At 65.3% G+C, this 13,965-nt stretch carries 21 protein-coding genes; 2 read left to right on the top strand and 19 right to left on the bottom strand.

What is annotated here, in order from left to right; genetic code table 11:
• Nucleotides 1-93: 93 nt before the first annotated feature.
• The 17 genes from rpsD to SMCB_RS00165 all read right to left on the bottom strand — a co-directional run bounded on the left by rpsD (nucleotide 94) and on the right by SMCB_RS00165 (nucleotide 9,356).
• Nucleotides 94-717, bottom strand: coding sequence for a 30S ribosomal protein S4 (rpsD, locus tag SMCB_RS00240; RefSeq protein ID WP_045534215.1), 624 nt, complete (start codon nucleotides 715-717; stop codon nucleotides 94-96).
• 207 nt (nucleotides 718-924) lie between these two features.
• Complete coding sequence (rpsK, locus tag SMCB_RS00235) at nucleotides 925-1,329, bottom strand: 30S ribosomal protein S11 (protein ID WP_045534211.1); 405 nt, start codon at nucleotides 1,327-1,329, stop codon at nucleotides 925-927.
• A 21-nt stretch (nucleotides 1,330-1,350) separates the two neighbouring features.
• Nucleotides 1,351-1,716, bottom strand: coding sequence for a 30S ribosomal protein S13 (gene rpsM, locus SMCB_RS00230; protein ID WP_045534206.1), 366 nt, complete (start codon nucleotides 1,714-1,716; stop codon nucleotides 1,351-1,353).
• A gap of 18 nt (nucleotides 1,717-1,734) precedes the next feature.
• Nucleotides 1,735-1,848, bottom strand: a complete 114-nt coding sequence (rpmJ, locus tag SMCB_RS12275) for a 50S ribosomal protein L36 (protein ID WP_072242940.1) — start codon at nucleotides 1,846-1,848, stop codon at nucleotides 1,735-1,737.
• Nucleotides 1,849-1,879: 31 nt separating this feature from the next.
• Entirely contained in the window at nucleotides 1,880-2,098 is a 219-nt protein-coding gene (infA, locus tag SMCB_RS00225; RefSeq protein ID WP_029461331.1) for a translation initiation factor IF-1, read from the bottom strand.
• Between the two features lies 1 nt (nucleotide 2,099).
• Nucleotides 2,100-3,419: a preprotein translocase subunit SecY gene (secY, locus tag SMCB_RS00220; RefSeq protein ID WP_045534204.1), complete on the bottom strand. Its 1,320-nt coding sequence runs from the start codon at nucleotides 3,417-3,419 to the stop codon at nucleotides 2,100-2,102.
• 26 nt (nucleotides 3,420-3,445) lie between these two features.
• Nucleotides 3,446-3,880: a 50S ribosomal protein L15 gene (rplO, locus tag SMCB_RS00215; protein ID WP_045534202.1), complete on the bottom strand. Its 435-nt coding sequence runs from the start codon at nucleotides 3,878-3,880 to the stop codon at nucleotides 3,446-3,448.
• A 13-nt stretch (nucleotides 3,881-3,893) separates the two neighbouring features.
• Nucleotides 3,894-4,076, bottom strand: a complete 183-nt coding sequence (gene rpmD, locus SMCB_RS00210; RefSeq protein WP_045534200.1) for a 50S ribosomal protein L30 — start codon at nucleotides 4,074-4,076, stop codon at nucleotides 3,894-3,896.
• Between the two features lie 12 nt (nucleotides 4,077-4,088).
• A complete protein-coding gene (rpsE, locus tag SMCB_RS00205; RefSeq protein ID WP_045534198.1) occupies nucleotides 4,089-4,607 on the bottom strand; it encodes a 30S ribosomal protein S5 in 519 nt (172 codons plus the stop codon).
• A 14-nt stretch (nucleotides 4,608-4,621) separates the two neighbouring features.
• Nucleotides 4,622-4,990 (bottom strand): 50S ribosomal protein L18, encoded by a 369-nt coding sequence (rplR, locus tag SMCB_RS00200; protein WP_045534196.1) that lies wholly within the window; start codon nucleotides 4,988-4,990, stop codon nucleotides 4,622-4,624.
• 11 nt (nucleotides 4,991-5,001) lie between these two features.
• On the bottom strand, nucleotides 5,002-5,535 hold the full coding sequence (gene rplF / locus SMCB_RS00195; RefSeq protein ID WP_045534194.1) for a 50S ribosomal protein L6: 534 nt from the start codon (nucleotides 5,533-5,535) through the stop codon (nucleotides 5,002-5,004).
• Nucleotides 5,536-5,559: 24 nt separating this feature from the next.
• Complete coding sequence (gene rpsH, locus SMCB_RS00190) at nucleotides 5,560-5,955, bottom strand: 30S ribosomal protein S8 (RefSeq protein WP_045534193.1); 396 nt, start codon at nucleotides 5,953-5,955, stop codon at nucleotides 5,560-5,562.
• A 20-nt stretch (nucleotides 5,956-5,975) separates the two neighbouring features.
• A complete protein-coding gene (rpsN, locus tag SMCB_RS00185; protein WP_045534191.1) occupies nucleotides 5,976-6,281 on the bottom strand; it encodes a 30S ribosomal protein S14 in 306 nt (101 codons plus the stop codon).
• Nucleotides 6,282-6,289: 8 nt separating this feature from the next.
• On the bottom strand, nucleotides 6,290-6,829 hold the full coding sequence (rplE, locus tag SMCB_RS00180) for a 50S ribosomal protein L5 (RefSeq protein ID WP_045534189.1): 540 nt from the start codon (nucleotides 6,827-6,829) through the stop codon (nucleotides 6,290-6,292).
• 2 nt (nucleotides 6,830-6,831) lie between these two features.
• Nucleotides 6,832-7,152, bottom strand: a complete 321-nt coding sequence (gene rplX / locus SMCB_RS00175) for a 50S ribosomal protein L24 (RefSeq protein ID WP_045534184.1) — start codon at nucleotides 7,150-7,152, stop codon at nucleotides 6,832-6,834.
• An 11-nt stretch (nucleotides 7,153-7,163) separates the two neighbouring features.
• Nucleotides 7,164-7,532: a 50S ribosomal protein L14 gene (gene rplN, locus SMCB_RS00170; protein ID WP_029461320.1), complete on the bottom strand. Its 369-nt coding sequence runs from the start codon at nucleotides 7,530-7,532 to the stop codon at nucleotides 7,164-7,166.
• Nucleotides 7,533-7,730: 198 nt separating this feature from the next.
• Entirely contained in the window at nucleotides 7,731-9,356 is a 1,626-nt protein-coding gene (locus SMCB_RS00165) for a glycerol-3-phosphate dehydrogenase/oxidase (protein WP_045534182.1), read from the bottom strand.
• 271 nt (nucleotides 9,357-9,627) lie between these two features.
• On the opposite strand from SMCB_RS00165, the gene glpK reads away from it, so the two are divergent.
• On the top strand, nucleotides 9,628-11,124 hold the full coding sequence (glpK, locus tag SMCB_RS00160; protein ID WP_045534180.1) for a glycerol kinase GlpK: 1,497 nt from the start codon (nucleotides 9,628-9,630) through the stop codon (nucleotides 11,122-11,124).
• Nucleotides 11,125-11,146: 22 nt separating this feature from the next.
• Nucleotides 11,147-12,007, top strand: coding sequence for a pyrroline-5-carboxylate reductase (proC, locus tag SMCB_RS00155; RefSeq protein WP_045537265.1), 861 nt, complete (start codon nucleotides 11,147-11,149; stop codon nucleotides 12,005-12,007).
• A 110-nt stretch (nucleotides 12,008-12,117) separates the two neighbouring features.
• Here proC and ubiA read toward each other — a convergent pair whose 3' ends face one another.
• On the bottom strand, nucleotides 12,118-12,999 hold the full coding sequence (gene ubiA / locus SMCB_RS00150) for a 4-hydroxybenzoate octaprenyltransferase (RefSeq protein ID WP_045534178.1): 882 nt from the start codon (nucleotides 12,997-12,999) through the stop codon (nucleotides 12,118-12,120).
• Complete coding sequence (locus SMCB_RS00145; RefSeq protein ID WP_045534176.1) at nucleotides 12,996-13,958, bottom strand: LysR substrate-binding domain-containing protein; 963 nt, start codon at nucleotides 13,956-13,958, stop codon at nucleotides 12,996-12,998. Before SMCB_RS00145 ends, ubiA begins: the two co-directional genes overlap by 4 nt.
• Nucleotides 13,959-13,965 lie beyond the last annotated feature (7 nt).

Raw genomic sequence — 13,965 nt, 5'->3', positions numbered from 1 at the left:
CGGCTCGTTACACCGATAAGGCTGCTGGAGTACAAAATCCCGAACGCCAGCTGAATGCGGCGCTCGGGCTCGGATATGGTTTCAAACCACAGATTAGCGCGAATACAGTTCGACGATCAGCGATTCGTTGATGTCGGCGGCGAACTCGTCGCGGTCCGGCACTTTCTTGAAGGTGCCCTCGGCCTTTTCGACCGCGACCTCAACCCATGCGGGGAAACCGATCTGTTTGGCGAGCTCCAGCGCCTCTTTGACGCGGTTCTGGTTGCGCGATTTTTCGCGCACCGACACCACATCACCCGATTTGACCAGTGCCGACGGGATGTTGCAGCTCTGGCCATTCACCAACACCGCCTTGTGCGAGACCAACTGGCGCGCTTCGGCGCGGGTCGAGGCAAAGCCCATGCGAAACACCACGTTGTCGAGGCGCGATTCGAGCAGGCCGAGCAGGTTGGTGCCGGTGTTGCCACGGCGGCGGTCGGCTTCGGCGAAGTAGCGCCGGAACTGGCGCTCGAGCACACCGTACATGCGCTTGACTTTTTGCTTTTCGCGCAGCTGCAGACCGAAGTCGGAAGTGCGCTGACCCGAGGTGCGGCCGTGCTGGCCGGGCTTGGAGTCGAACTTGGCCTTGTCGCTGATCGAGCGCCGCGCGCTCTTGAGCAACAGATCGGTGCCTTCACGGCGGGAGAGTTTGGCCTTGGGGCCGAGGTAACGTGCCACGTGATTTTCCTTGATCTATCTGCCGCCCCTGCCTTACAGACTGGAGCGGGAGCCGCACCCTTTCAGGGCCACGGCGGTGGGCTTGAAACGAAAATGCCACCGCAAAGGTTTGCAGTGGCCCAAACAAAGAGCCGCAGATTATAGCAATACAGCAGGCTCTAGGTCAAGCGCTAAGGCTTGAGGCGGCGCTAAGGTTTTAGGCCGAACTCAGATGCGGCGGCGCTTTTGCGGGCGGCAGCCGTTGTGCGGCACCGGGGTCACGTCGGCGATCGAGTTGATGCGGATCCCTAGGGCGCCCAATGCGCGCACCGAGGATTCGCGACCCGGGCCCGGGCCCTTGATTTCGACGTCGAGGTTTTTGATGCCTTGCTCGATGGCCGCGCGGCCAGCCACTTCGGACGCCACCTGGGCTGCGAAGGGGGTCGATTTGCGCGAGCCCTTGAAACCCTGACCACCCGACGACGCCCACGACAGCGAGTTGCCTTGGCGGTCGGTGATGTTGATGATGGTGTTGTTGAACGAAGCGTGCACGTGGGCAATGCCGTCGGAGATGTTCTTGCGAACTTTTTTGCGCACGCGGGCGGCGGCGTTGGAGGCTTGGGGCTTGGCCATAGCGGGTGTCCTTGTGGGCGGTTATTTCTTCAGCGACTGGGCAGCCTTGCGCGGGCCCTTGCGGGTGCGGGCGTTGGTCTTGGTGCGCTGGCCGCGCACAGGCAGGCCGCGCCGATGGCGGAAACCGCGATAGCAGCCGATGTCCATCAAACGCTTGATGTTCATCGTGGTTTCGCGGCGCAAATCGCCCTCGATGGTCAGGGTGTTGACCGCTTCACGAACCTTTTCGAGTTCGGCGTCGGAAAGCTCTTTGATCTTTTTCGAGTATGCGATGCCACAGGCCTCGCAAATCTGCCGTGCGCGGGTGCGCCCGATGCCAAAGATCGCCGTCAGGCCGATTTCGGCGTGCTTTTGCGGCGGAATGTTGATACCAGCGATACGTGCCATGATGGTCCTCTAATCGAATCAGCCTTGACGCTGCTTGTGCCGTGGGTCGGTGCAGATAACCCGCACCACGCCATGACGACGAATGATCTTGCAGTTGCGGCACATTTTTTTGACCGAAGCCGAAACTCTCATGTCTTACTCCTGAACGAAATTCTCAAAAAAACTATTTGCTGCGGAACACGATCCGCGCCCGTGTGAGGTCGTAGGGCGTGAGCTCCACCTTGACCTTGTCGCCAGGCAGGATGCGGATGTAGTGCATGCGCATCTTGCCGGATATGTGCCCGAGCACGACGTGGCCGTTTTCAAGCTTGACGCGGAAGGTGGCGTTGGGCAAATTCTCCACCACCTCGCCCTGCATCTCGATGACATCGTCTTTGGACATATCAGACCCCGGGGGCGCCCTTGAAACTGGATTTCTTGAGCAAGGACTCGTACTGCTCAGACATCATGTAATTTTGCACCTGGGTCCAGAAGTCCATGGTCACAATCACGATGATCAGCAGCGAGGTGCCACCAAAGTAGAACGGAACGTTGTAATACAGGATCAGGAACTCGGGCAGCAAACACACCGCCGTGATGTAGAGCGCACCCACCAGCGTCAGGCGGCCCAAGATCTTGTCGATGTGGCGGGCGGTCTGATCCCCTGGGCGGATGCCCGGGATGAAGGCACCGCTCTTCTTCAGGTTGTCTGCGGTTTCGCGGCTGTTGAATACCAGCGCGGTGTAGAAGAAACAAAAGAAGATGATCGCGGCGGCATAGAGCGCAATGTAGATCGGCTGCCCAGGCGAGAGCGCGCCGGCCATGTCGCGCAACCAGTCCATGCCCTGATCGGCGCTGAACCAAGTCACCAAGGTGGCCGGCAGCAAAATGATCGAGGAGGCAAAAATCGGCGGGATCACGCCGGCCATGTTGAGCTTGAGCGGCAGGTGCGACGACTGGCCACCATAGACCTTGTTGCCCACTTGGCGCCGGGCGTAATTGACCAGCACCTTGCGCTGCCCACGCTCCACATAGACCACGAAGTAGGTCACCGCCACCACCAGCAACAGGATGAAGATGGCCGACAGAATGCCCATCGCGCCGGTGCGCACCAGCTCGGTCAGCCCGCCCATGGCACTCGGCAAACCGGCCACGATGCCGGCAAAGATCAGCATCGAAATGCCGTTGCCGACGCCGCGCTCGGTGATCTGCTCGCCCAGCCACATCAGGAACATGGTGCCAGCCACCAAGCTCACCACCGCCGTGAAGCGAAAGGCGAACCCAGGATCGACCACCATGCCCGGCATGCCCTCGAGAGCGAGCGCAATGCCAAAGGACTGGAAAATCGCCAGCGCCAGCGTGCTGTAGCGCGTGTACTGCGTGATCTTGCGCTTGCCGGCCTCGCCTTCTTTGCGCAGCGCGATCAGCGTCGGCACCACGTAGGTGAGCAGCTGAATGATGATCGCCGCCGAGATGTAGGGCATGATGCCCAAGGCAAAGACGGCAAAGCGCTGCAGCGAACCACCCGTGAACATGTTGAACAGGTTCAGGATGTTGCCCGCCTGGCCCTGGAACAACTGCGCCAGTTGGTCTGGATCGATGCCCGGCACAGGGATGTGCGCCCCGATGCGATAGACGATCAGCGCGCCCAGCAAAAAGAACAGCCGCCGACGCAAATCGGCGTACTTTCCGGTTCGGGCTAGGGAGGCAGCGTTGGTGGCCACAGGTGTAGATTCCCGCGCTTAAAGCTTCAAGCCGCGACCGAGCCGCCAGCGGCTTCGATGGCTGCCTTGGCACCAGCGGTGGCGCCGATCTGGTTCAACTGCACCGCCAGCGACAGCTGACCGGTGTTGATGACCTTGACTTTGCGCGCCAGCTCGGGCACCAGACCGGCTTGCTTGAGCAACAGCAGATCGACTTGTGCCGCGCCCAGCACCTGCAGGTCGTCGAGCGTGACTTCGGCGTTGAACTTCAGGGTGGTGGATTTGAAGCCGCGCTTGGGCAGGCGGCGTTGCAGCGGCATCTGGCCGCCTTCAAAGCCGACCTTGTGGTAGCCGCCGGAGCGCGATTTTTGGCCTTTGTGGCCACGACCGGCGGTTTTGCCCAAGCCGGAGCCGATGCCCCGACCGACACGGCGCCGAGCCGATTTGGAGCCCGCAGCGGGCTTGAGGGTGTTGAGTTCCATAGTCGAAATCCGTTCAGATCACTTGCAGCAGGTAGCTGATCTTGTTGATCATGCCACGCACCGCCGGGGTGTCTTGCAACACGCTGACGCTGTTGAGCTTGCGCAGGCCCAGCCCGCGCACGGTGGCGCGGTGGTCGGCACGGCAGCCGATCGGGCTGCGCACCAGCTTGATGGTGAGGGTGGAGGCGGTAGTCATGCGGAATCCCTTTTAGGCCAGAATTTCTTCGACCGATTTGCCGCGCTTGGCCGCCACTTCGTAGGGCGTCATGGAGCGGCGCAGCGCGTCCAGCGTGGCGCGCACCAAGTTGTAGGGGTTGGTCGAGCCGTGGCTCTTGGCCACGACGTCGGTCACGCCCAGCACCTCGCAGACGGCGCGCATCGGGCCGCCGGCGATGATGCCGGTACCCTTGTTGGCCGGCAGCATCATGACGCTGGAAGCGCCGTGGCGGCCGTGCACCGCGTGGTGCAGGGTGCCGTTCTTGATCGCCACCTTGAACAGGTTGCGGCGCGCTTCGTCCATGGCTTTTTGCACCGACACCGGCACTTCGCGCGCCTTGCCTTTGCCCATGCCGACGCGGCCGTCGCCGTCACCGACCACGGTCAGGGCGGCAAAGCTCATGATGCGCCCGCCTTTGACCACTTTGGTGACGCGGTTGACCGCGATCATCTTTTCGCGCAGGCCATCGTCGTTGGCCTCGCTCTTTACATTCGCAAGCATCTTTGCCATTTGAGCATCCCCAATCAGAATTGCAGGCCGGCGGCACGCGCGGCTTCTGCAAGGGCTTTGACACGACCGTGGTAGGCAAAACCGGAACGGTCAAAAGCCACCTTCTCGATCCCGGCGGCCTTGGCCTTGGCGGCGATGCGCTGGCCGACCAGTTCGGCCGCCGCCCTGTTGCCACCGTTGCCGTTGGCCGCAGCGATCTGGGCGCGCACTTCGGCTTCCAGCGTCGAGGCCGAGACCAGCACGCGCGCACCGTCTTCGGAGATGACGTTGGCGTAGATGTGCAGGTTGCTGCGGTTCACACTCAGGCGCAGTGCGCCTTGCTGGGCGATGCGAATGCGGGTCTGGCGGGCACGGCGCAAACGCTGTTCTTTTTTCGTCAACATGTTCGCTGTCCTTATTTTTTCTTGGTCTCTTTGATGACGACCTTCTCACCGACGTAGCGGATGCCCTTGCCTTTATAAGGCTCGGGCGGGCGCACGGCGCGAATTTCGGCGGCAATCTGGCCCACGCGCTGGCGGTCGGCGCCCTTGAGCACGACTTCGGTCGCGGCCGGAGTGGTCACGCTCACGCCTTCGGGCATTACGAAATCGACCGGGTGCGAATAGCCCACGGCGAGGTTGAGCTTGTTGCCGCTGGCGCTGGCTTTGTAGCCCACGCCCACCAGCGAGAGCTTCTTCTCGAAGCCCTTGCTCACGCCCTGCACCATGTTGTTGACCAACTGGCGCATGGTGCCGCACAGGGCCTTGGCCTGCGCGCTGTCGCCCACGGCAGCAAAGGTCAGGCGGCCATCGGCATGCTGCACCTGCACTTGGGCATTGGGGGCCAGCGCCAGCGCGCCCAGCGCGCCCTTGACGCGGATGGCGTCGGGCTGCAGCGCCACTTCGACCCCGGCCGGAATGGCGATCGGTGTTTTACCTACACGAGACATCTCAGATACTCCTTCGTTCTCGCATCAGGCGACGTAACACAACACTTCGCCACCGACACCGGCGGCGCGCGCCTTGCGATCGGTCATCACGCCTTGCGGTGTGGTGACGATGGCCACGCCCAAGCCGTTCATGACTTGGGGGATCGACTTGGAACCCTTATAGACGCGCAGACCGGGGCGGCTGACGCGCTCGATGCGCTCGATCACCGGGCGCCCGGCGTAGTATTTGAGGCCGATGACGAGCTCGTTCTTGCCGTCTTGGCTCTTGACTTGGAAGCCGTCGATGTAGCCCTCGTCCTTGAGCACCTGGGCAATGGCGGCCTTGACTTTGGAAGCCGGCATGGCGACGGTGGGTTTTTCCACCATCTGCGCATTGCGGATGCGGGTCAGCATATCGGCGATGGGATCACTCATGCTCATAATGTTTACTCCTTCGCGCCTTACCAGCTGGCTTTGGTGATGCCGGGGATTTCGCCGGCAAAGGCCATTTCACGCACTTTCATGCGCCCCAGACCGAACTGCTTAAAGGTGCCACGGGCACGGCCGGTGATTTCGCAGCGGTTGCGCTGGCGCGTCGGGTTGGCGTTGCGCGGCAGTTTTTGCAGCGCCAGACGGGCGGCGTCGCGCTCTTCGTCGCTGCGCTTGGCGTCTTTGGCGGTTGCCTTCAATTCGTTGTACTTTTTGGCAAACTTGGCGACCAGTTGGTCGCGCTTGAGTTCACGCTGGAGCAAAGCTTGTTTGGCCACGCTGCACCTCAGTTCTTGAACGGGAAACGGAAACCAGACAGCAGCGCCTTGCACTCGGCGTCGTTCTTGGCGGTGGTGGTGATGCTGATGTTCAGCCCACGCAAGGCATCGACCTTGTCGTATTCGATCTCGGGGAAAATGATCTGCTCTTTGACGCCGATGTTGTAGTTGCCACGGCCATCGAAGGCCTTGCCCGAGATGCCGCGAAAGTCGCGCACCCGCGGCAGCGCCACGGTGACGAAGCGATCGAGGAACTCGTACATGCGCGCGCCGCGCAGCGTGACCATGCAGCCGATCGGCTGGCCTTCGCGGATTTTGAAACCGGCGATGGCCTTGCGGGCACGGGTGACCACCGGTTTTTGACCGGCGATCTTGCTCAGGTCGCCGACGGCGTTTTCCAGCACTTTTTTGTCGGCCACGGCCTCACCCACCCCCATGTTGAGGGTGATTTTGGTGATGCGCGGCACCTGCATCACAGACTCGAAGCCAAACTGCTCTTTGAGCGCCGGGGCCACTTTGTCGCGGTAAATTTGTTGAAAGCGTGTCATGCTCATGCCACCTTGATTTCAGCGCCGTTGGATTTGAAGACGCGCACTTTGCTGCCGTCTTCGAGCACCTTGATGCCCACGCGGTCGGCCTTGCCGCTGGCCGGGTTGAAGATTGCCACGTTGGACTGATGGATCGACATCGTCTTGGCGATGATGCCGCCGGTGACACCCTTCATCGGGTTGGGCTTGGCGTGCTTCTTGACGATGTTGACGCCCTCGACCAGCAGGCGCGTCTCGTCGGCGCGCTGCGTGACCTTGCCGCGCTTGCCTTTGTCACGGCCGGCGATGACGATGACTTCGTCGCCTTTGCGAATTTTGTTCATTGCGAGACCTCTTACAGAACTTCCGGGGCCAGCGAAACGATCTTCATGAACTTCTCGGTGCGCAGTTCGCGCGTCACCGGTCCAAAGATGCGGGTGCCGATGGGCTCGAGCTTGGCGTTGAGCAGCACGGCGGCGTTGCCGTCAAACTTGATCAAAGCCCCGTCTGGGCGGCGCAAGCCTTTGGCGGTGCGCACCACCACGGCGTTGTAGATTTCGCCTTTTTTGACGCGCCCACGCGGCGCGGCTTCTTTGATGCTGACTTTGATGACGTCGCCCACACTGGCGTAACGGCGCTTGGAGCCACCGAGCACCTTGATGCACATCACGGACTTGGCACCCGTGTTGTCGGCAACATCGAGTCGAGATTGCGTTTGAATCATTTTGTTTAAGTCCCAACTTGAATCCCGAAGGCCCCAGCGGCCTGCAGCGATCAGTCTTGGGCCCGTCGTTGCAGCCACCTTGATACAGACCAAGGCGCCCGCTTCGCTGGGCAAGAAGTCTCCACCTTTTTGGGTGAAGCCTTGCATTGTCGCACACTGGCTTGATCGGGTCAAGCGCTGTTTGTGCGTCCGGCGCGATTAGTTGAGCCGGTAGCGTTGCGCGAGCGCCACAAAGGCCTGCAAGCCGGGGTCGGTGTGCGGTGCGCCGGCGCGCTGCAACTCGTCTTGCACGATAGCGGCCACTGCCGCAGCCATGCCTTCGGCGGCGGTGGCATCGAGGAACAGCGCGCGCCAGCGCCGCGCCAACACGTCTTCGACCGTCAGCGCCCACTCGTGGCGCACGGCGTAGCGCACCATGGCCTCGGTCAGGCCCATGCCCAGCGCTCGCTCGGCACCGGGCAGGGCCTGCACCGCCGCTGCTTGGTCGCCGTAGAGGTGCAAGCCCGGCGCCTGGTGCAGCGCTGGGTGCGTAAGTGCGGCATTTGCTCCTGCGGCCTCATTCGCATCCGCATGGGCTTGCGCGTTTGCTTCGCCAGCCCCAAATAAAGGGGTCAATGGATGGTCCAAGGCCGGGCGCGGCGCCAACAACCCGGCCGCCACCCCGTGCGCCAGCACCTCGCTGGCCATGGCGCGGTAGGTGGTCCACTTGCCCCCCGTGACCGTCACCAGCCCAGCGGGATCGACCACGATGCGGTGCTCGCGCGACAACGCTTGGGTGCTCCCCCCTGCTGCGGGCGCCGCCACCAGCGGCCGCAAGCCCACCCAGACGCTGCGCACGTCGGCGCGGCGCACCGGCCGCGCCAGCGCCTGCGACGCCTCGCGCAAGATGAACTCGATTTCGGCCTCGAACGGCTCGGGTTCGCGCGGCAGGTCGGTGCGCGGCGTGTCGGTGCTGCCCAACACCAGCGCCCCCAGCCACGGCACCGCAAACAGCACCCGGCCATCGGCGGTGCGCGGCACCAGCAGGGCCTGCTGCCCGGGCAGAAAATCGCGCGCCACCACCAGATGCACCCCTTGACTGGGCTGCACCAGCGGCGGCGCTTCGGGTTGCACGCCCTGGCGCAGCTGGTCCACCCAGACCCCGGTGGCGTTGACGACGCAACGCGCCTGCAACTGCAACCGCTGGCCCCCGTGGCGGTCGAGCGCCTGCACCCGCAGCACGCGGCCACCCTGAACATCGGCGCCCGCTTCAATGCCCTGCACCTGCACGCAATTGAGCAACAGCGCCCCAGCCACCTCGGCGCTGCGCGCCACAGCCAGCGCCAGCCGCGCGTCCTCGAACTGGGCGTCCCAGTACTGGATGCCGCCGCGCAACCCCAGCGCCTGCACCCCCGGCAGCGCGGCTTGGGTCTGCTCGCGCCCCAGCCACCGGGTGGGCCCTAGGCCCGCGCGGCCGGCCAACCAATCGTAGAGCTTGAGCCCGACCCCATAAAAAGGCGCTTGCCAAGGCTGGTAGCAGGGCATCACGAAAGGCAGCGGCTGCGCCAGATGCGGGGCAATCTTGAGCACCGCTTGGCGTTCGGCCAGCGCCTCGCGCACCAAGGCCAGATTACCCTGCGCCAAGTAGCGCACCCCGCCGTGCAGCAGCTTGGTGGAACGCGACGAGGTGCCGCTGGCGAAGTCGTGCGACTCCAGCAGCGCCACCCGCCAGCCGCGCTGCGCCGCCTCCAGCGCCACCCCCAAACCGGTGGCACCGCCGCCGACGACCAGCAGATCCCACACCGGGACGCGCTGCAAATGCTCTAGAGACTGCTGGCGGTTCATGGGGGCTGGGTCAGGGATTGGCAAAGGCTTGTGGCGGGACGGGGCGAGGCCGGCTGGGAGCCGCAACCGCAATCCGCTAAGTGTCGGGGGGTGCTGTTACAGTCGTAAAAAGACGCGCTTGAAGGCGCTCGCCTGCCTGCATGAGGGGCCCAAAACGGGCATAGACCCATTGAGTAAACAGGCCGCCATCGTACCCCACCTCGCTACTGGATTTTGTGACACATCGGTGCAAGCCACCCCGCAGCCCACCCTTTTGAGAGGAGATCAACCGATGGCCTTTATGCTGGCCCTAGACCAAGGCACCACCAGTTCGCGCAGCATCGTGTTCGACGCCCAAGGCCAAGTGCGGGCGCAGGCGCAGCAGGAAATCCGCCAACACTACCCGCAACCCGGCTGGGTCGAGCATTGCCCGCACGAGATCTGGGCCACGCAACTGGCCTGCGCCCGCCAGGCCTTGGCCAGCGCCGGGCTGCGCGCCCAGGACCTTGCCGCCATCGGCATCACCAATCAGCGCGAAACCACGCTGCTGTGGGAGCGGCGCAGCGGCGCACCGCTGGGGCGTGCCATCGTCTGGCAGGACCGGCGCACCAGCAGCGCCTGCGCCGCGCTGCGCGAGGCCGGGCACGAGCCGTGGGTGCAGGGCAAAACCGGGCTGCGCCTGGACCCCTATTTTTCTGCCAGCAAGATCGCTTGGCTGCTCGATCACACCCCTGGTGCACGCGCGCGCGCCGAGCGCGGCGAGCTGGCTTTTGGCACCATCGACTCGTGGCTGTTGTGGCAGCTCAGCGGCGGCACGCTGCACGCCACCGACTGCAGCAACGCCGCGCGCACGCTGCTGCTGAATCTGCAGACGCGCGACTGGGACGATGAGCTGCTGGCGCTGTTCCAGATTCCGCGCGCCCTGCTGCCCGAGGTGCGGCCGTCGAGCGCCGACTATGGCCACAGCCAAGCCGAATGGCTGGGGGCCCCGGTGCGCATCGGCGGCGTGGCGGGCGATCAGCAGAGCGCCCTGTTTGGCCAAGCCTGCTTGCGCCCCGGCATGGCCAAAAACACCTACGGCACCGGTTGCTTCCTACTCATGCACACCGGCGAGCGGTTCCAGCACAGCCAGCACGGACTGATCAGCACGGCGGCGGCGCAGGTGGCGCACGCGCCGCCCCAGTACGCGCTCGAAGGCAGCGTGTTCGTCGGCGGCGCGGTGGTGCAATGGCTGCGCGACGGCCTGCGCGCCATCGACTCCAGCAGCGAGGTGCAGGCCCTGGCCCAGAGCGTGCCCGACGCCGGCGGCGTGCTGTTCGTCCCCGCCTTCACCGGCTTGGGGGCGCCCTACTGGCAGCCCGAGGCGCGCGGCTGCATCAGCGGCCTGACGCGCGGCAGCACGCTGGCGCACATCGCCCGCGCGGCGCTCGAGAGCATCGCGTTTCAGAGCGCCGCCTTGCTGCAAGCCATGAGCCGCGACGCGGTGGCGGCGGGCGGGGTGCCGGTAAGCGAGCTGCGCGTCGATGGCGGGGCCTGCGTCAACGATTTGCTGATGCAGATGCAGGCCGACCTGCTGGGCATCCCGGTGCTGCGCCCGGCGGTGACCGAGACCACCGCCCTCGGGGCCGCATGGCTGGCCGGCCTGCAAGCCGGCGTCTATGGCGGGTTGGAGGACCTGACGCGGCTGTGGCGCTGCGAGCGCACTTTTGTGCCCACCCTCGGGCGCGACGCGGCGGCCGAGAAAATGGCGCGCTGGGAGCACGCGGTGCGCCAGACCGTGGCGCCGTGATCCCATGCGCGACAATGGCGGCATGAACAGCCCCACCAGCCCTTACCACGCTTCAAACCTCTTGCAGCAGCCCCGCATCGCCTTCATCGGCGGCGGCAACATGGCCAGCGCCATCGTCGGCGGCCTGCTGCAGCAAGGCTACCCGGCGCAGGCGCTGCACATCGTCGAGCCCGTGGCCGAGCAACGCAGCCGGCTGGCGCAGCAGTTCCCCGGCGTGGCGCTGCACCCGGCAGCCGACAGCGCCCTGGTCGATGCCGCGCTGGTGCTCTGGGCAGTCAAGCCGCAGGTCTTCAAGCAGGCGGCGCTGGAATGCGCGCCGCACCTGAGCGCCAGCGCGCTGCACCTGAGCGTGGCCGCTGGCATCCGCAGCGACAGCATGGTGCGCTGGCTCGGCAGCGAGCGCATCGTGCGCGCCATGCCCAACACCCCGGCCCTGGTCGGCCTAGGGATGACCGGGCTGTACGCCCGCCCGGCCGTGAGCAGCGCCGAGCGCGAGCAGGTGCAGGCGCTGCTGGCGGGCACCGGGCGCACGCTTTGGCTGGCGCAAGAGTCGGACCTAGACGCCGTGACCGCGCTGTCCGGCTCTGGCCCGGCCTACGTGTTTTATTTTCTGGAAGCCATGCGCCGCGCCGGCACCGAACTGGGCCTGACGCCGCAAGCCGCCACCGAACTGGCCATCGGCACCTTTGCCGGGGCGGCGCAACTGGCTCAGCGCAGCAGCGAACCGCCCGAGGTGCTGCGCCAGCGCGTGACCTCCAAAGGCGGCACCACCCACGCCGCCCTCAGCGCCATGGAAGCGGCGCAGATTTCCGACGCCTTCGTGGCGGCGATCGCGGCCGCGCACCGGCGGGCGCGCGAAATGGGCGCCGAGTTCGGCGATTAACAGGCGGGGCTCCGCCCCCCTAGACCCTGTGCGCGGCCCTGTGGCCTGTGCACGGACCTCTGCGCGCTGCGTTGCACGCTGCGTTGCGGCCGGGCGCAGTGTCTGGGGCTTTAGCCGCGCAGCGCCAACTCCAGCGCCAGCCCTACAAACAGGGTGCAACCGAGCCAATGGTTGAGCCTGAAGGCGCGAAAGCAAGCCTCGCGGCTGCGCGCGCGGATCAGCCACAGATGCCAGCCCACCTGCGCCAGCGCCAGCGCCAGGCCTAAGCCAAACCAGAGCCCGCCCACCTGCGGCCACAGCAGCGCGCCCCACAGCAGCAGGTGCAGCAGGTAAAAAGCCGCCACCGCCGCCACGTCGAAGCGCCCGAGCGTGATGGCCGAAGTTTTGATGCCGATACGCAAGTCGTCGTCGCGGTCCACCATCGCGTACTCGGTGTCGTAGGCCAGCACCCAGAACAGGTTGGCCAGCAGCAGCGCCCAGGCCAAAGCCGGCACGCTGCCTTGCGCCGCCGCGTAGGCGATCGGGATGCCGAAGCTGAACGCCACTCCAAGCACCGCCTGCGGCATGGCAAAAAAGCGCTTGGCGTAGGGGTAGGCGATGGCGATCAGCAACGCCGGCACCGACCACGCCACCGCCGCCGCCGTGGTCGTGAGCACCAACAAAAAGGCCGCAAAAGCCAAGCCCGCCCCCAGCAGCAGCGCCTCACGCGGCGCGATGCGCCCGCTGGTCACGGGCCGCTGCGCGGTGCGCTGCACGTGGCGGTCGTATTGGCGGTCGGCCACGTCGTTTGCGCAACAGCCGGCGCTGCGCATCAAAATGGTGCCCAGCACGAACACCGCCAGCAGGTGCCAGCCCGGCCAGCCGTCGGCGGCCAGCCACAGCGCCGACAAGCTCGGCCACAGCAGCAGCAACCAGCCGGCCGGGCGATCCCAGCGGATCAGGTCCAAGTACAGCGCCAGCCGCCCGGCTGGCTGCGAGGCGGAAGCACTCATGGCGTCAGGCGCTGCACCCCAGGCAACGCGCAGGCGTAAATGGCGTTGCGCAAGGCGGCGATGGCCTCGTAACGGGTGAAGCTGCGCCGCCAGGCCAGCACCACGCGGCGCTGCGGCGGATCGCCGGCAAAGGGCAGGTAGCGCACGTAGGGCGCGCCATCGGCCGGCAACGGCGCCCCGTTTTGCGCCTCCAGCACGGCGGCGGGCACGCTCAGGCGCGGCACCAGCGTGATGCCCATGCCCGCGGCCACCATGTGCTTGATGGTCTCGAGCGACGAGCCCTCGAAGCTGCGCCGGATGCCCTCGGCGTTGCTGGCGTAGCGCGCAAACTCGGGGCAGACCTCGAGCACGTGGTCACGAAAGCAGTGCCCGGCCCCGAGCAGCAGCATGGTCTCTTGCTTGAGCTGCTCGGCGCTCACGCTGCGCTGCTGCGCCAGCGGGTGCTGCACCGGCAACGCCACCCAAAAGGGTTCGTCGTACAGCGGCGCAATGGCCAGATTGGTGTCGGGGAAAGGCTCGGCCAAAATGGCGGCGTCGAGCTCGCCGATGCGCAACTGCTCCAGCAGCTTGGCGGTGAGGTTTTCTTGCAGCAGCAGCGGCATTTGCGGCGTGCGTTCGATCACGCGCCGCACCAGCTCGGGCAGCAGATAGGGCCCGATGGTGTAGATCACGCCCAGACGCAGCGGGCCGCTGAGCGGATCTTGGCCACGGCGGGCAATTTCTTTGATGCGTGCCGCTTGCTCAAGCACCACCTGCGCCTGGCGCACGACCTCGACCCCCAGCGGCGTGGTGCTCACTTCACTGGCGCTGCGCTCAAACAGCTTGAGGTCGAGCTCTTCTTCGAGCTTTTTGATGGCCACGCTCAGCGTCGGCTGCGAGACGAAGCAGGCCTCGGCGGCGCGGCCGAAGTGGCGCTCACGCGCCACCGCGACGATGTATTTGAGTTCGGTCAGGGTCATGGCAGGG

Origin of the sequence: Serpentinimonas maccroryi (assembly GCF_000828915.1) — a bacterium.
In the GTDB taxonomy this organism is placed as follows: Bacteria; Pseudomonadota; Gammaproteobacteria; order Burkholderiales; family Burkholderiaceae_C; genus Serpentinimonas; species Serpentinimonas maccroryi.
Note: the sequence above shows the minus strand (reverse complement) of the source record. Positions and strands in the feature narration are given on the sequence as shown.

Excerpts from the sequence above, each read along its gene's own strand:
- rplN (WP_029461320.1), bottom strand. The coding sequence starts at position 7,532 with ATGATTCAAACGCAATCTCGACTCGATGTTGCCGACAACACGGGTGCC.
- rplE (WP_045534189.1), bottom strand. The coding sequence starts at position 6,829 with ATGACACGCTTTCAACAAATTTACCGCGACAAAGTGGCCCCGGCGCTC.
- rpsK (WP_045534211.1), bottom strand. The coding sequence starts at position 1,329 with ATGGCCAAGCCCCAAGCCTCCAACGCCGCCGCCCGCGTGCGCAAAAAA.
- rplO (WP_045534202.1), bottom strand. The coding sequence starts at position 3,880 with ATGGAACTCAACACCCTCAAGCCCGCTGCGGGCTCCAAATCGGCTCGG.
- ubiA (WP_045534178.1), bottom strand. The coding sequence starts at position 12,999 with ATGAGTGCTTCCGCCTCGCAGCCAGCCGGGCGGCTGGCGCTGTACTTG.
- rpsM (WP_045534206.1), bottom strand. The coding sequence starts at position 1,716 with ATGGCACGTATCGCTGGTATCAACATTCCGCCGCAAAAGCACGCCGAA.
- proC (WP_045537265.1), top strand. The coding sequence starts at position 11,147 with ATGAACAGCCCCACCAGCCCTTACCACGCTTCAAACCTCTTGCAGCAG.
- SMCB_RS00145 (WP_045534176.1), bottom strand. The coding sequence starts at position 13,958 with ATGACCCTGACCGAACTCAAATACATCGTCGCGGTGGCGCGTGAGCGC.
- rpsE (WP_045534198.1), bottom strand. The coding sequence starts at position 4,607 with ATGGCAAAGATGCTTGCGAATGTAAAGAGCGAGGCCAACGACGATGGC.
- rpmD (WP_045534200.1), bottom strand. The coding sequence starts at position 4,076 with ATGACTACCGCCTCCACCCTCACCATCAAGCTGGTGCGCAGCCCGATC.
- glpK (WP_045534180.1), top strand. The coding sequence starts at position 9,628 with ATGGCCTTTATGCTGGCCCTAGACCAAGGCACCACCAGTTCGCGCAGC.
- SMCB_RS00165 (WP_045534182.1), bottom strand. The coding sequence starts at position 9,356 with ATGAACCGCCAGCAGTCTCTAGAGCATTTGCAGCGCGTCCCGGTGTGG.
- rplF (WP_045534194.1), bottom strand. The coding sequence starts at position 5,535 with ATGTCTCGTGTAGGTAAAACACCGATCGCCATTCCGGCCGGGGTCGAA.
- rplR (WP_045534196.1), bottom strand. The coding sequence starts at position 4,990 with ATGTTGACGAAAAAAGAACAGCGTTTGCGCCGTGCCCGCCAGACCCGC.
- rplX (WP_045534184.1), bottom strand. The coding sequence starts at position 7,152 with ATGAACAAAATTCGCAAAGGCGACGAAGTCATCGTCATCGCCGGCCGT.
- rpmJ (WP_072242940.1), bottom strand. The coding sequence starts at position 1,848 with ATGAGAGTTTCGGCTTCGGTCAAAAAAATGTGCCGCAACTGCAAGATC.
- rpsH (WP_045534193.1), bottom strand. The coding sequence starts at position 5,955 with ATGAGCATGAGTGATCCCATCGCCGATATGCTGACCCGCATCCGCAAT.
- infA (WP_029461331.1), bottom strand. The coding sequence starts at position 2,098 with ATGTCCAAAGACGATGTCATCGAGATGCAGGGCGAGGTGGTGGAGAAT.